This is a genomic window from Sphingomonas fucosidasi, from assembly GCF_036663855.1.
GTDB classification, from domain to species: domain Bacteria; phylum Pseudomonadota; class Alphaproteobacteria; order Sphingomonadales; family Sphingomonadaceae; genus Sphingomonas; species Sphingomonas faeni_B.
In genome coordinates this window covers 765,771-781,353 of record NZ_JAXOJR010000001.1, presented here as the reverse complement: position 1 = coordinate 781,353, position 15,583 = coordinate 765,771, and the positions used below count along the sequence as shown (strand labels likewise).

The following is a 15,583-nucleotide window of genomic DNA, read 5'->3' as shown; positions in this document are numbered from 1 at the left end:
GTCCCGGCAAGCGTCGCGCCAACAGACCGCCATCGACAGGCACTATCACGCTCGTCATCGGTAACACGGTCTTATGCGTACCATCCTGCGTAGTTTCCGACGGTGATGCCGGCACGACGCGATCGATAGCGTCTGGTCGACCGCCGTGTTCGGCGAAACCTCTTCGATCGGAATCCACCATGACGACGCGCCGCCTGACGTACAGCCTCGCGCTCGCCCTTATTTTCGCTACCACCGCTTCGGCGCAAACGCCGTCGAGCGTCGACGGCCGGATCGAGCAACTCAAGCCCGGCGAATATCTCTGGGCACCCGAGATCGCGCCCGCCGGACCGGTGACGGTGATCGTCAGCCTCGCCACGCAAAAGGCCTATGCCTATCGCAACGGCGTGGCGATCGGGGTTTCGACCGTGTCGACCGGCAGCGATGGCCATGCGACGCCGACCGGGGTCTTCACCGTGCTCCAGAAGGACGTGGATCACGTGTCGAACCTCTACAAGGACGCAGCGATGCCGTTCATGCAGCGGCTGACCTGGGGCGGGATCGCGATGCATGCGGGCAATCTGCCGGGCTATCCGGCGTCGCATGGCTGCATCCGCCTGCCGCCTGCGTTCGCCAAACTGCTGTTCGGGATCACCCGGCTCGGGATCACCGTCGTCATCACGCAGGACGCGCGCGTTCCGGTGGTGGCCGCCAAGCCGGGCATGCTGACGTCGGCGGGATCGGCGGGCGGGGACTTCGTGTGGAACCCGGCGCTGTCGCCGAAGGGGCCGGTCTCGATCGTGATCAGCGGGCGCGACAAGCGGGTGGTCGTGCTGCGCAACGGGATCGAGATCGGCTCCGGCGCGATCGCGTTCGATGCGCCGATCGAGCGGACTGCCGCGTTCACGCTGCAATCGATCGATGCGGCGGGCGAGCATTGGCTGCGCCTGCCGTTGCCCGGCGATCCGAGAACCGGCGAACTGACCGCCGAGGATCGTGCCAAGGGGCATCTGGCGGAGGGGTTCCGCGCCGCGCTGGCGACCGTGACGACGCCTGGTACGACCCTGCTGGTGACGCGCGAGACGTTGGCGAGTGCCGGCACCGGTACTCCCGTCACGATCATCGAAGCGACCGGACAATGATCGCCGAGCGCCCGATCGACCAGCGGCACGACCAGACGCCCGTCCCGCGGGCATGGCATGCGACGCCTGCAGCACGCGTGATGGCGCTGCTCGATACCAGCGCAGAGGGACTGAACACGAAGGACGCCGCCGCGCGCCTGCTTCGGGACGGGCCGAACGAACTTGCGCCACCGCCGGCGCCCTCGACGCTGCTGCTGTTCGCGCGGCAGTTCAACAGTCCGCTGATCTACCTGTTGATCGCGGCGGCGGCGATCTCGCTCGGGCTCGGCCACCGCACCGATGCGGGGTTCATCGGTGTCGTGCTGCTCGTCAACGCGGCGATCGGCACGGTGCAGGAGAGCAAGGCGGCGGACAGCCTCGCCGCGCTCGGCCGGATGATCGGCCAGACCGCGACCGTCCTGCGCGGCGGCGCGGTATCGGTCGTCGACGCGCGAGCGATCGTCGTCGGTGATGTCGTAGCCTTGGAGAGCGGCATGGCCGTGCCCGCCGATATTCGCCTGTCGTCGAGCAGCGCGCTGCGCGTCGACCAGTCGACCTTCACCGGTGAATCCGTGGCGGTCGCGAAGGACCAGACGGCGGTGTTGCCCGCCGCCACGCCGCCCGGTGAGCGCACGACGATGGTGCTCGCCGGCACGATGATCGAGCAGGGGCGCGGCGTAGGAATCGTCGTCGCGACCGGAGCGGATACCGCGCTCGGCGCGATCGACGCGTCGTTGCGGACCGCCAAGGCGACGCCGCCGCCGCTCGTCGTCCGGCTCGACCGGCTGGCGCGGCAGATCAGCATCGCGACCATCGTGCTGATTATTCCGTTCGCGCTCGTCCTGGTGATGCAGGGCCGGCCGGGCGACCAGATCCTGCTGCTCGCGGTTGCGCTGGCGGTGTCGGCGATCCCCGAAGGCCTATCGATCGCGGTGACCGTCGCGCTGGCGGCGGGGACCCGGCGGATGGCGGCGCGGAAGGTGATCGTCCGCTCGCTGCCCGCGGTCGAGGGACTGGGCGCGTGCACGATCATCGCCAGCGACAAGACGGGCACGCTGACGCGGAATATCCTCTCGGTGGAGAAGATACTGCTCGCCGACGGACGGGTTTTCGCGAGCGCAGACTGGCCTGCGGACAGTCTGGCGGAGATGCGCCGCGCCGCTGCGCTGTGCAACGAGGCATCGATCGGCCCCGACGGTACGCCGGTTGGGGATTCGGTCGACGTCGCGTTGCTGCGGTTCGCGGGCGATGGCGGCGAGGATTTGGCCGCGCTGCATGCGGTCAAGCGGACCGCGGCGCTGCCTTACGAACCGGTCCGCAAATTCTCGACCGTCGCGGTGGCCGACGGGCAGGGCGTCCGCGTGTTCGCCAAGGGTGCGCCCGAGATCATCCGGCAGATGTGTCGTACGATCGACCCCGGCGCGTTCGCCGCCGCGCTGGCGATGGCCGACGAAGGCTATCGCGTTATCGCAGTCGCCGCGTCGGCGGGCGCGACGACCACCGATCCGACCGCGCCGACCGATCTCGTGCTGCTCGGCTGGATCGGGCTGATCGACCCGGTCCGTCCCGAAGTTCCCGCCGCGGTCGCGCGCTGTGCCGAGGCGGGGATCGGCGTGCGGATGGTCACCGGCGATCATCCCGGCACGGCCCTGACGATCGCCCGCGGGCTCGGGCTCGAGGTCACCGAGGAGCAGGTCGTCACCGGCGCGCAGATGACCGATCTCGCGGGCCAGCCCGAGCAACTCGCCGCGCTGGTGCTCGGCGGCCGCGTGTTCGCGCGGATCGAGCCGGTGCAGAAGCTCGAGATCGTCCGCATCCTGGCCGCCAGCGGTGAACTGGTTGCGGTCACCGGCGACGGCGTCAACGATGCGCCCGCACTCCAGGCTGCGCATATCGGCGTGGCGATGGGCGTCGCCGGCACCGACGTCGCGCGCGGCGCCGCCGACCTCGTGCTCGCCGACGACAATTTCGCGTCGATCGTCGCCGGGGTCGAGGAGGGGCGCGTGACCTATGCCAACGTCCGGCGGATCGTCATCATTCTGCTCGCCACCGGGATCGCCGAGATCGGCATGTTCATCGGCGCGGTGATGCTCGGCCTGCCGATGCCGCTGACCGCGGTGCAGCTGTTGTGGCTCAATCTCGTCACCAACGGCGCGCAGGACGTGATGCTCGGCTTCGGCCGCGGCGAGGGCGACGAACTGCGCCAGCCGCCACGTCCGCCGAGCGCGCCGATCCTCGACCGGAGCGCGATCGCGCTGATGATCCCGCCGGCGCTGTTGATGACCGGGCTCGCGCTGTATCTGGTGTCGCAGATGCGCGGTGAGGGGCGCCCGCTTGCTGAAATTCAGAACGCAGTGTTATTAATGACTGTGCTGTTCCAGAACGTTTACGTGCTGTGCATGCGGAGCGAGCGACGGTCGATCTTCCGCGAGCCGGTATTGTCGAATGCGTGGCTGCTCTTGGGCGTCGGCATCGCGCTGGCGTTGCAGGTGACCGCGATGGCGTGGCCGCTGCTGGGCGGAGTGCTCGGTACAGCACCGGTTTCAGCCGCGACGGTGCGGTTCTGCGCCGCTGCGGTAGTCGGGACGATAGTCGTCACCGAAGTGACCAAACTTGCGGTCGCAACTTGGCAGCGCCTTCGGTAGATCGCCAGCGCCGCGGCACTGGCGATGTCGGCATCAGGCTGACAGCGTGAGTCGCAGCATCATCGAAGACGGATCGCCCGGACAGGCGGATGCGACCCAGCCGCGTTCGCGTTCGAGGTCGATCGCCTGGTGATTGTCGCGGCTCTCGATCGATTCAAGCGTCGCGATCCCTTTGGTCCGCGCGAAGGTCGCGACATGGTCGAGCAGGGTCCAACTGATGCCGCGGCGTTTGAAATCGGCGCGGATCGCGATGGCGACTTCGGCGCGGGAGAGGCTGTCGTCGGCCGCCAGCATCGCGGTCGCGACGATCCGGTTGGTCGCGGGATCGAAGGCGAGGAAATTCTCGGTATGCTCGTGATCGACCGTGACCAGCGCACGAAGCTGGTCGTCGCCAACCTTGTGGATTGCGCTGAGAAAGCGGAACCGGAGATCCTCCTTGTCGACATGGTCGAAGAACTCACCAAGCGCGGGTTTGTCGGCGGGGGATGCCGGGCGCACGTGAAAGACATAACCGCCGCGGGTCCTTAGATCGGTCGCTGGCCATGCCGCCGATGGTGCATGCGTAGCACCCGCACGTTCGCTGACGAGGTCGATCATCTTGATATCCTTTGCGACTGGCCATCGCCGATGGCGACGCACTCTGTGACTAGTCGCAAAGCCATCACTCCCGCAGCGTCGGGAAACACGTAGTTTCCGATGCTCGCGTTATCCGGCGATCGGCGCCCTGTGCAGAATTTTCCCATGCAGTCATGCCGGCCCGGTCCGGAACCCGGACCGGAACCCAGTCCGGAACGATGCGAAGTCGTCCGGAGTCTATGCTTTTCCGAACTTGCTTTCCAGCGACCGGTTGGCAAAGCGCACATGGCCTTACTTCCAAATGGATCCTGCCGTGCCGAAAAATGCCTTGAATCGCTGGATCATAGACAGCGCTACCGACTTTGCGATCATCGCGACGGACCGCTGGGGTAAGGTGACGGCCTGGAACGAAGGGGCAAGACTGATAACCGGGTGGAGCGAAGCCGATATGCTCGGCCAGGCGGTCGCGCGAATCTTTACGCCGGACGACAATGCGACCGGTCGCCCCGAGACCGAAATGCACGAGGCTCTCACCATCGGCGTGGGAAACGATGAGCGGTGGCACCTGCGCAGGACCGGCGAGCGCTTTTGGGCCAACGGTCAGATGACGGTGCTGCGCGACGATGCGGGTCAGGCCATCGGGTTTGTGAAGGTGCTGCGGGACAGGACCGAGCAAAAGCTGGCGACGGAGGGTCTACGCGGCAGCCAGACCAACATCCGCCTGCTGCTCGATTCCATGATCGAGGGCTTTTATGCGGTCGATACCTCGGGCGTGACCACCCTGTGCAACGCGGCGTTCGTTCGGCACATGGGCTTCACGCACGAAAGCGAGGCGATCGGTCGCAACCTTCACGGGCTGATCCATCACCACCACCCCGATGGATCGCATTATGACGAGGCCGATTGTCCCATCAACCGATGCGCGCGGGGCGGTAACGCTGCGCATGTGCGGGATGAACTGTTCTTCCCGGTCGACGGCAGCCCGCCGCAATTGGTCGATTACCGCGTGATCCCGATCGTCAGCGGGGGCGAGCACCAGGGCGCGATCTGCACGTTCTTGCCCGTTACCGATGAACGCGACGCGTCCGAGCGATTGAAGCTCGCGCTGGATGCGGGGGCAATCGTCGGGACCTGGGTGTGGGACGTGCCCGCGGACACGTTCATCGCGGACGACCGTTTCGCCGAGTCGTTCGGACTGTGCCCGGAACTCTGCCGGTCAGGGCTTCCGCTCGACCGGGTCACCGCTTCGATCCACGCCGACGACCAGCCCCGCGTCGCCGAGCAGATCCAGGCCGCGCTCGTCCGGGGGGGGCCGTATCGCTGCGAATATCGGGTATCGCAACGCGACGGGGTCTACCGATGGATCGAAGCGAATGGGCGCGTCGAGCTCGACGCCCGTGGCAATGCGCTCAGGTTTTCGGGAATACTTCTAGCTATCGACGCGCGCCGCGAGGCAGAAGCAGAGCGGGACCGGGTGGCAGCCCTGCTGCACACGTTCACCGAAGCGGTACCCGGCGTCATCTATGCGAAGGACCGCGCGGGGCGGTTTTTGGTGGCAAATCGCGGAACGACCGAACTGCTCGGCAAGCCGCCCGAGGCTTATATCGGGAAGACCGACGCCGACGTCCTCGAGGACCAGAAAGAAGCCGAACAGCTCATGGCCACCGATCGTCGGATCATGGAGACCGGCGTCGAGGAACAGATAGAGGAAGATGTCAGACTGCCGGACGGCACGCCGGTGACATGGCTTTCGACCAAGGCGCCGCTGTTGGACGAGGACGGGTCGGTTATCGGTCTGGTCGGATCTTCGGTGGACATCACCCGCATCAAGCGCGCGGAAGCTGCGGTCCGTGAGCTCAATCGGACCTTGGAGCAGCGGGTCCTGGACGCCATTGCCGAGCGCCAGTTGGTCGAGGAGGCGTTGCGCCAATCGCAGAAGATGGAGGCCGTCGGCCAGCTGACCGGGGGGCTCGCACACGACTTCAACAACCTGCTCACGGGCATGATGGGCAATCTGGAGTTGCTCCAGATGCGGCTCGCACGTGGTCGACTGGATGACGTGGAGCGGTTCATCCTCGCCGCGCAGGGCGCTGGCCGCAGGGCCGCCTCGCTCACCCAACGCCTGCTCGCATTCTCGCGCCGTCAGACGCTCGATCCCAAGCCGACCGATGTGAACCGGCTTGTCGCGGGCATGGAGGACCTGCTTCGGCGTACCGTAGGATCGACCAACACGATCGAGGTCGTGGGCGCAGGGGGCCTGTGGACAGCGAACATCGACGCCGGGCAGCTTGAGAATGCCTTGCTCAATCTGTGCATCAATGCGCGCGACGCGATGCCCGATGGCGGGCGGCTGACGATCGAGACGGCAAACAAATGGCTCGATGACCGCGCCGCCGAGGAGCGCGATCTCGCGCCCGGGCAATATCTGTCGATCTGCGTCACCGATACCGGCACGGGCATGCCTGCCGAGACGATCGAACGTGCCTTCGAGCCGTTCTTCACGACCAAGCCGATCGGGCAGGGCACCGGCCTCGGTCTCTCGATGATCTACGGGTTTGCACGGCAGTCGGGTGGCCACGTGCGCATCTATTCCGAGGTTGGAACCGGTACCACGATATGCATCTATCTGCCGCGGCATCATGGCGACGCCGAGATCGTGGAGGTAGACGCCAGCCCGGTCCGCCCGGATGGGGCACAGGGCCAGACCGTTCTGATCGTCGATGACGAAGCCACCATCCGGCATCTGGTCGATGAGGTCCTGGAAGATCTCGGCTACACCGTCATCGGTGCGGCCGATGGTGCGGCCGGGTTGAAGGTGCTTCAATCCGGCGCCCGGATCGAACTGCTCATTACCGATGTCGGACTGCCGAACGGACTGAACGGCCGGCAGGTCGCGGATGCGGCCCGGTCACTTCGGCCAGGCCTGAAGATATTGTTCATTACCGGATATGCGGAAAATGCGGCAGTCGGTAACGGGCATCTCGAACCGGGAATGGAATTGTTGACCAAGCCGTTCACGATGGCGGCACTCGGTAGCAAGGTTGCAGACATGCTTCGGGCGCCGGCTTGAGATCTACGGCGCGACACTGTGTGCAAGGCCCGGCTGAGTCGGCGCGCGCGGTGTCGCCGTCGTGGTGTTGCCCGGATAGCGAGTGCGTTCGCGCCGGGGTAAGACGCATCCAAGACGCTGCAACTAATGGATGAAACGCCGCCTGCGGGGTCCTAAAAGCGCCGTTCCTGCCCCGTTCGTATTGGCGAGCGGCACTACCCACTCCGATATGGAAACGGGCTTGTAGCGGTCCTAAATTTGAGCGACCAAGCCCCATGACCGAACTCAAGCCCACCAAGGTCCGCACCGCGCTGGGGCGCAACCTTACCTACGGCATGCTCGATGCCGTGGGGCGCGCGATCGTCACGGGCCACTATGATGGAAAACGGTTTCCCACCGAGGCGGAACTGGCGATGCAGCATAATGTGAGCCGTTCGGTCACTCGCGAGGCCGTCAAGATGCTGACCGCGAAGGGCCTGCTCTCCGCGCGTCCGCGACAGGGGACCATCATCCAGCCCAACTCCGCCTGGAACCTGTTCGACACCGACGTGCTTCGCTGGTTGCTGGAACGTCAGTTCACGCTGCCGCTGCTCCGCAGCTTCAACGAGTTGCGTCTGGCCGTCGAGCCGATGGCAGCCCAGCTTGCGGCGCTTCACGCGACGCCGCAGGGCATCGCGATGATTGCGGCGGGCTATGCGCGCATGGAGGCCGCGGAGCGGGGCGATGACGATGCGCTCGAGGCGGACATAGTCTTCCACGTCGCGATCCTGCGTGCCTGCGACAACCCGTTCTTCGCGCAGTTCGAAGAACTCGTCTCGACCGCGTTACGAACATCGATCCGCTTTACCAACCGGTTCAAGGGCCGTAGCGCGAGCCTGCCGGCACATAAGGCCGTGCTCGAAGCCATCGCCGCGCACGACCCCGAGTCCGCCAGCGCTACGATCCGATCTATCATCGAGGACGTCATGGTCCTGATCCGCCAAGCCGAGGGTGAGGGTGCCGTGGTCGATCGCAGCGGGGCCCTCTTGGGCTGAGCGGCCCGTCCGATCGGTTACCGTCGAGCGCGCTCGATATCCTTGAGGGCTGGTTACGAGGCACGGCAAGCTAAGCCAGGCCGCGACCTTCGATCTTCAGGACAGGGACGAACCCGTTGCCGGGGTTGGCGGGCATCGTCAGGTGCAGGCCGCGCGCATCGCGGCGGTGCGCCACGCTGCCGCCGCCGAGCAACGTCACGCGCTCGACCACCCCATCGGCGAAGCGGTTGCGTCCCAAGGCGTCGATCGTCACCTCGCCCTGAGGCCAGCCCAGGAACAGCGCGTAGAGTGCGCCCTTGTTGGTGGTGAAGCGCACGTCGCGCGGTGTGAACACGCCCGACGACTGCTCGTTCTGCATCCCGGCCTGCAGCTTGGTCGGGCCTTCGCCGTAGATCCGCCATGGCCGGGAGCCGAAGATCGCCTCGTCGTTGACCGCGATCCAGCGGCTCATGCCGTCGAGGATCTTTTCCTCCTCGCCGTCGATCGAACCGTCGCCGGGCTGCGGTATCGAGAGCAGCAGATTGCCGTTCTTCGACACGACGTCGGCGAGCCGCTGGATGACCTGCTCGGCGGTCTTGTAGCTTTTGTCGTTGAGCCTGGCGACGTTGTAGAACCAGTCGCCGATGCAGGTGTCGGTCTGCCACGGCTCGTCCCACAGATGGTCGGTGAAGCCGCGCTCGACGTCCTGCACCAGCCCGAACCGCGCATAGGGCTTCAACTGCTTGGCGGTCAGCACGACGTCGATCTTGCCGTGCCACGCGATCGAGCGGTTGTAGTAATCCGCCGCTGCCTGGAGCCCGATCGGCCCGAACGGCAGTTCGTAATCGTCGAAATAGCAGAAGTCGGGCTTGTACTTGTCGATCAGGTCGGTCTGCCGCAGCAGCCATTTCGCGGCGTAGCCCGGATCGTTCGGCGGGGGCGTCTCGATCCACTGGCCATTGTTCGCGTCGTGCCATGCGTTCATCGCCGCGATCGTATCGATGCCGTTCGGCAGGACCGCGTGTGCACCGGTGTAGAGCTGTTGCGGATCGAGGCCGTCCCACCATGTGCCGTGGCCATCGGCGGTGCGCAGTTTGAATGCGTCGTATCGCTGGCCCTTCAGCGGCCCGGTCGGGTCATAGCCATAGGCGGTCTGATACCAGTGCCAGCTATGCGCGGCGTGGTTCGAGACGCCGAACTTCAGCCCCGCCTTGCGAGCCGCCTTTTCCCAGGTGCCGACGACATCGCGTTTCGGCCCGACGCGGAGCGAGTTCCACGCGTGATAGCGGCTGTCGTAGCAGTCGAGATTGTCGTGATGATTGGCAAGCGAGACGAAATATTTCGCCCCGGCCTTGGCATAGCGGGCGATCAGCGCGTCGGGATCCCAGCGCTCCGCGGTCCAGCGGTTCATCACCTCCATCATCCCGGTCTTGGTCGGATGGCCATAGGTCTTGAGGTGATGTTCGTAGGCCGGATGGCCCTGCATATACATGAAGCGGCCGTACCAGTCGCCTTGCTCTGGCACCGACTGCGGGCCCCAATGCGACCACAGGCCGAGCTTCGCGTCACGAAACCACTCGGGGTAGCGATAGTGATCGACCAGCGATTGCCAGGTCGGTTGCACCGGACCGCGCGCCAGCCCCATCGGGCTCTGCGCGAGCGCGTGCGTTGCCGGACCCAGTGCGGCGATTCCGGCGAGAACCGAACGGCGGCTGAGATCGATGCTCACTTGGCTGCGACGGTTCGGCGGATCGCGGCGAGGGCGAGCGGGCGCATCACCGCATAGCCGGCGGGGGTCGGGTGGACGCCGTCGCTTGCCAGACCCGGCTTCATCGCGCCCTCGGCCGTGGCGAGCGCGGTGTAATAATCGACATAGGTGAAGCCGTTCTTCGCCGCATAGGCTTTCAACCAGCCATTGAGCGCGCGGATCTGCGGCACCGGCTGCTTGTCCTTGCTCCACGGGAAGGCGGCAGCGGGCGGGGTCGAGGCGAGGATGACCTTGATGCCGTTCGTGCGCGCCAGGTCGGCCATGCTGGCGATGTTGCCCTGGACGATTTCCATCGTCGAGGCGCCGGTGTTGCCGGCGATGTCGTTGGTGCCCGCCATGATATGGACCGCGCGCGGTTTCAGCGCGATCACGTCCTCGCGGAAGCGCACCAGCATCTGCGGCGTGGTCTGCCCGCTGATCCCGCGATCGACCAGTCCGCCGGTGAACAGCCCGGCGTCCGCACCGATCCAGTTGTCGGTGATCGAATCGCCCATGAAGACCACGCGAACCGGCGCGCGCGACGCCTTCAGCTGTTCGTTCTGCGCACGATAGCGGCACAGCTGGCCGAAGTCGCGCGTGAGCGAATGCAGCTTCCACGTTTCCCATCCGGCACCGTCGGTCGGCGACGGATGGGTGGGGCAGGGCGCCGCGACGATCCCGACCGGATCGCCGGCATAAGGATCGCCCGGGACGTTGGTCTGCGCTGCCGCTGGCATGGCAAGCAGCGACAGTGCGGCGACGGCGATAGCGCGCATCACTTCGCGGAGCCGATCGGGGCGGCCACGATCTGGACCAGCGATGCGGCCTCCTGCCCGGTCGGCAGCTTGCCCGACGCGGTCAGCCGCCGGGTCTTGTCGTCCCAGCGCAGCACCGCCTGGCGCCCGCCCTTGGTCCGATAGTCGTTGGTCACGCCGTCATCGTCGTACAGCGCGAAACTCGCATCCGCGCCGGGATAGACCCGGATGCTCTCGAGCGCCTGCGCCGTAGCGGTGCTCGGCACCTGGACGCCCATCGGGATGATCGACCCGGCGCGCACGAACAGCGGGATCTTGTCGATCGGCGCATTCGCGGTGACCGTCTGGCCGCCGGTGAAGCGCTGGTTGGTCCAGTAGTCATACCAGTCGGCACCCGTCGGGAGATAGACCTGGCGGCTGGTCTTGCCTTGTTCTGTGACGGGGGCGACCAGGAAGGCGGGGCCGAACATGTATTCATCGCCCATGTCGGCGACGTTGGGATCGTTCGGGAAGTCCATAAACAACGCGCGCATCATCGGCGCATTGCTCTCATAGGTGCGACGACCGAGCGAGTAGATGTACGGCATCAGCGAATAGCGCAGCTTCAGAAAGTTCGCGAGAACCGGCTCGGCCGCGGTGCCATATTCCCAGAGCGCGGTGGCCGGGCGCTGACCGTGGATGCGCAAGGTCGGCGTGAACACGCTGTACCCGAACCAGCGCGTGAACAGCTCGGGATAATCCGTGTAATCGGGCGCCATCGCGGTTGCGCCCGCCGGATCGAGCAGCACCGGACGCGTCGCCTTTGGCCCGTTCGGCCACTGCCAGCCGCCGATGTCACTGCCCCAATAGGCCAGGCCGCTTGCGGTGAAGCCGAGCCCGGCCGGCACCTGCCGTTGGAGCGCCTCCCAGGTCGACTTGATGTCCGACGACCAGAACAGCCCGCCGTTGCGCTGGGCGCCCAGATAGGCGGCGCGCGACAGGATCAGGTTGCGCATGGTGGGACGATCCTTCGCCGACCCGTCCGCCACGCTCATCGTGTGGAGCAGCGGGAAGACGTTGCGATAGCGGTCACCCGAGCCGATCGAATAGAAGTTGCCGTCGGGCACCAGATCCGGCTCGGTCTCGTCGAGCCAGAACCAGTCGAAGCCCTGGCTGGCGATGTTGTCGCGGATCCGCTCCCAGAACCACTGGCGCGCATCGGGGTTGGTGCTGTCGAGCAACGCGCCCGCGCGATCGGATCGGATCGGGAGGCCGTCGACAGCGTTGCCGTCCTTGTCCTTCAGAAACCAGCCCTTGCTCGACAGCAGGTCGAAATACCGCGATTCCTTTTCGAAGCGCGGCCAGACGCTGATGATCGAACGCATCCCCATCGAATTCAGCTTGTCGTTCATGCCCCTGGGATCGGGGAAATACTTCCGATCGATGTCGAGCTGACCCATCCGCGACCAGTAGAACCAGTCGAGCACCATGATATCGAGCGGCAGGCCGCGGCTGCGATACCCCTCGGCGATACCGAGCAGTTCCTTGTCGGTCTCGTACCGCGCCTTGCTCTGGATGAGGCCGAACGCGGCCTTGGGCGGCAGCTGCGTGGTGCCGGTCAGCGTCGCGTAGCCGGCATAGATCTCGTCCGTGGTGGCGCCGGTGATCACGAAGAACGAGACGCGCTCACCGACCTCCGACTGCCAGTGCGTCGAACTGTGCAGGCCGGGGGAAACGATCGTCGCGGACGGATTGTCCCAGACGATGCCATAGCCCTTGTTGGTGACCATGAAGGGTACGCAGACCGTCTCGCCCGCCGGCGCGTCGTAATTATGGCGGCAGTCGATCGTGCGGCCGCGCAGGTCGAGCTTGCCCTCCTGGTTCTGGCCGAGCCCGTAATAATGCTCGTCGGCGGGCGAGGCGAAGCTGGCCCCGACGCGGAACGTCTTCTCGCCGTTGACGGTGTGCGGCGCCATTTCCCACCCGGTCATCTGCGTCAGCATCATGCCGTCCGGCTTGCGGATCGTCAGCGATACGGGCGGCAGCGACGGCGCGAAATAGCGCTCCATCTGCGTCGGCGCCTTGGGCCAGGGCTTCGCATCGACCGAGAGCGACAGTGCGGAAGAGGCGAAAACATCGGCGCCGGCGTCGTTACGGTGCGTCCAGCCGGCGGCATCGGGCTTTGCGTTGGGGCCGTCGCCCGGGGGTGCATCGACCTGTCCGCGGTCGGTCGAGATCGTCACGCGGACGATGTTGGGGGCATAGGCCTCGACCGAGACGAGGCTGCCATTGCGATCGACCGTCGCGATCGGTGCGGCGATTGCGGCTGAGCCGAGCGTCGCCAGCGAAACGCCCATGGCCAACCGCGCGACCAGCCGCGACGACCAGCCCAATCGCGCCGTGATGCGGGACCGGTCGAGCGACTGCACAACGATATCGGCTGGGAAACTGTGCATCGAAATCCTCTCCACGGGCTTATGCCCTTACGGTAACGCTATCTTGGGCGAAGCGGTAATTTTGTCGTATAATTTCAGACAGGGCATACGGGTCAACCGTATTCGTGTTCAGGCGACACGAAAAACAGCAATCTGGCCGCCCCGCCAATCTGGTCGCCCCCCGGCCTCACCTTAGCAGCGCCACGCCGTACGGCGGAAGGTCGAGCCGGTCGGTATAGGCTTTGCCGGTCAGCGTATCGTGTTGCTCGCCTGGCAGGGTGACGCGGGCTGGCGCAGCGTTCGTGTTGACGTACAGCGTCCGCCCGTCGACGACGCGCGCGACTACCCCTGGCGGGGTGACAGGGCCGCGCTCGATCCCGAGTTCGGCGTAGAGCGAGCGGACCAGCGGATCGAGAAAAGCTGCTTGCGCGGCGGTCGCGAGGTAGATCGCCCGGCCCTTGCCGAAGCGGTTGATGGTGATCGCCGGGCTTGGCTTGGGCGTATTGGTGAACATCGCCAGCGGTTTGGCCGTGCTCGGTTCGAGCACTTCGTAATAGGGATCGCTACCAGTCTGCTCCTTGCCGTCGAACATAACCTTCAGCGGCTGCTCGGCGCGGTAGAATTCATTGGTCCGCACGCCGAACACATCGGTTAGCCGACCGGGCAGGGGCGTCTCGAACCATTTGCCGGTTTCGTCGACCTTGGCGGAATAGCCGGTCATGATCACCGTGCCACCGTTCGCGACATAGCGCCGCACGGCCTCGGCGGTTTCCTTGTCCATCATGTACGCGCTGGGCAGGATCACGAGCTTGTAGCGGTCGATCGCGTCGTGGCCGATGTCGATCACCGCGGTGTCGATGTTGTCGGCGAACAGCGGTTCGAGCGCGGCCTTGGCCTGATCGGGGTAGTTGGTCTTGAAATATTCCTGCATCGTGTTCGGCCCCGGCGGGGGCGAGGTCAGCCAGTTGGTCTGGAACGAATAGGCGATCGCCGCCTCGGGCTTGCGATAGCGCGGGAAGCCCATCGTCTTCAGCTTGGCGAATTCGCTGGCGATCTGCCCGAACTCGCCGACCTTCCACGACGGGCGACCGTCATGATCGACCAGCCCGAACAACCCCTGTTCCTCGCCACCGCTATGCGAGTTGAAGGTCCAGGCAAGGAACGTCTGCGCGTAGTAGATCAGCCCGAAATAGGCCCACATCCGCGACCGGCCCGGCGTGCCGTAATAGCCGCCACCGCCGGCGGTGAACTCGTTCAGCCACATCGGCGTATCGTGCCCGGCGCGGTTGCGCGACACGTCTAGCGCCGCGCCGAGCGGCTCGCCCGGATAGAAGCCCTGGCCGCCATAGGTCGAGACCTTGTCCCATGACCTTAAATAATCGAACCCCTTGGTCCAGGCGTCGGGCCAGAAATTCGACGCGACGGGCAGGTTGGGCGCGTATTGTTTCCGCACCGCTTCGAGGTCGGTGAGCGCGCCGATCGTGTCGTCGGACCAGAAGCGCCGGAGGTCGAGATTGCGCTCGTTCGGCCCCGGGCCATTGCCATAGGGCAGGTCGACCTCGTCCCAGCTGTTGATCCGACGCGACCAGCGCTGCGTCGCCCAGGCGGTGTTGAGCGCCGCGATCGTCCCGTATTTCTTCTGCAGCCAGCCGACGAAGCGTTGCCGATCAGCCGGCGAATACGACATCTGGCCGTTGCCGATCTCGTTGGTGTAGCCGACCGCGATCACCGCGGGGTTATGGGCGTAGCGCCTGAGCATCTGCTCGGCGAGCCGCCGGACCAAGCGGCGATAGTCGGGGTCGCTGATATTGTCCCAATAGCGTGTCGCCGCATTGCGCCGGACGCCGTCCTGCGTGACGAGATCGACGCCGGGATATGTCTTGTGCAGCCATGTCGGCGCCGGCTGGCCGGGAATATCCACGAGCACCTTGATCCCGGCGGCATGCATCTGGTCGAGGATCGCGTCGAACCATTCGAACGTGAAGTGGCCTTCCTGCGGCTCGAACGAATCCCACGACAGGTCGCCCATCCGGACCATGGTGAAGCCGGCCTTCTTCATTATGGCGATATCCTGGCGGATCTGCTCGGGCGAACGGTCGATCGGCTGGTAGCAGGCGCCGACGAACAGGTCGCCGCGGCCCGGCCAGTCGGGATGCCCGACGGCGGTCTGCGCCTGCGCCGGAGCGATGCCGGCAAGCGGTACCGACAGCGTTGCCGCGGCCAGCATCGCAAACCGCAGGGCGCGGATCAGGGGGTGTTTCAAATAGCCTCTCCAAGCTCGTGT

At 65.8% G+C, this 15,583-nt stretch carries 9 protein-coding genes; 4 read left to right on the top strand and 5 right to left on the bottom strand.

The window, feature by feature from the left end; translation table 11 throughout:
* Positions 1–179 precede the first annotated feature (179 nt).
* Complete coding sequence (locus U1737_RS03365; protein WP_332795597.1) at positions 180–1,121, top strand: L,D-transpeptidase; 942 nt, start codon at positions 180–182, stop codon at positions 1,119–1,121.
* Positions 1,118–3,745 carry a cation-translocating P-type ATPase gene (locus U1737_RS03360; protein ID WP_332795596.1) on the top strand — a complete coding sequence of 876 codons (2,628 nt, stop codon included), beginning with the start codon at positions 1,118–1,120 and terminating at the stop codon, positions 3,743–3,745. Before U1737_RS03365 ends, U1737_RS03360 begins: the two co-directional genes overlap by 4 nt.
* A gap of 33 nt (positions 3,746–3,778) precedes the next feature.
* On the opposite strand, the gene U1737_RS03355 is transcribed toward U1737_RS03360, so the two are convergent.
* A complete protein-coding gene (locus U1737_RS03355; RefSeq protein ID WP_248520614.1) occupies positions 3,779–4,342 on the bottom strand; it encodes a GNAT family N-acetyltransferase in 564 nt (187 codons plus the stop codon).
* Between the two features lie 292 nt (positions 4,343–4,634).
* Here U1737_RS03355 and U1737_RS03350 point away from each other — a divergent pair, with 292 nt between their 5' ends.
* Both U1737_RS03350 and U1737_RS03345 read left to right on the top strand, forming a co-directional pair.
* Positions 4,635–7,391: a hybrid sensor histidine kinase/response regulator gene (locus tag U1737_RS03350; protein WP_332795595.1), complete on the top strand. Its 2,757-nt coding sequence runs from the start codon at positions 4,635–4,637 to the stop codon at positions 7,389–7,391.
* Positions 7,392–7,645: 254 nt separating this feature from the next.
* Positions 7,646–8,404 (top strand): FadR/GntR family transcriptional regulator, encoded by a 759-nt coding sequence (locus U1737_RS03345; RefSeq protein ID WP_332795594.1) that lies wholly within the window; start codon positions 7,646–7,648, stop codon positions 8,402–8,404.
* Between the two features lie 70 nt (positions 8,405–8,474).
* Here U1737_RS03345 and U1737_RS03340 read toward each other — a convergent pair whose 3' ends face one another.
* From U1737_RS03340 to U1737_RS03325, 4 genes are all read right to left on the bottom strand, one after another.
* Complete coding sequence (locus tag U1737_RS03340; RefSeq protein WP_332795648.1) at positions 8,475–10,106, bottom strand: alpha-L-fucosidase; 1,632 nt, start codon at positions 10,104–10,106, stop codon at positions 8,475–8,477.
* Positions 10,107–10,108: 2 nt separating this feature from the next.
* The gene (locus U1737_RS03335) at positions 10,109–10,906 is read right to left on the bottom strand and encodes an SGNH/GDSL hydrolase family protein (protein WP_332795593.1); all 798 of its coding nucleotides are present in this window, start codon (positions 10,904–10,906) and stop codon (positions 10,109–10,111) included.
* Positions 10,906–13,221, bottom strand: a complete 2,316-nt coding sequence (locus tag U1737_RS03330) for a glycoside hydrolase family 31 protein (protein WP_332795647.1) — start codon at positions 13,219–13,221, stop codon at positions 10,906–10,908. The genes U1737_RS03335 and U1737_RS03330 overlap by 1 nt, the downstream gene beginning before the upstream one ends.
* A gap of 265 nt (positions 13,222–13,486) precedes the next feature.
* Entirely contained in the window at positions 13,487–15,562 is a 2,076-nt protein-coding gene (locus tag U1737_RS03325; protein ID WP_332795592.1) for a beta-galactosidase, read from the bottom strand.
* Positions 15,563–15,583 lie beyond the last annotated feature (21 nt).

Excerpts from the sequence above, each read along its gene's own strand:
- U1737_RS03365 (WP_332795597.1), top strand. The coding sequence starts at position 180 with ATGACGACGCGCCGCCTGACGTACAGCCTCGCGCTCGCCCTTATTTTC.
- U1737_RS03360 (WP_332795596.1), top strand. The coding sequence starts at position 1,118 with ATGATCGCCGAGCGCCCGATCGACCAGCGGCACGACCAGACGCCCGTC.
- U1737_RS03355 (WP_248520614.1), bottom strand. The coding sequence starts at position 4,342 with ATGATCGACCTCGTCAGCGAACGTGCGGGTGCTACGCATGCACCATCG.
- U1737_RS03345 (WP_332795594.1), top strand. The coding sequence starts at position 7,646 with ATGACCGAACTCAAGCCCACCAAGGTCCGCACCGCGCTGGGGCGCAAC.
- U1737_RS03335 (WP_332795593.1), bottom strand. The coding sequence starts at position 10,906 with ATGCGCGCTATCGCCGTCGCCGCACTGTCGCTGCTTGCCATGCCAGCG.
- U1737_RS03330 (WP_332795647.1), bottom strand. The coding sequence starts at position 13,221 with ATGGGCGTTTCGCTGGCGACGCTCGGCTCAGCCGCAATCGCCGCACCG.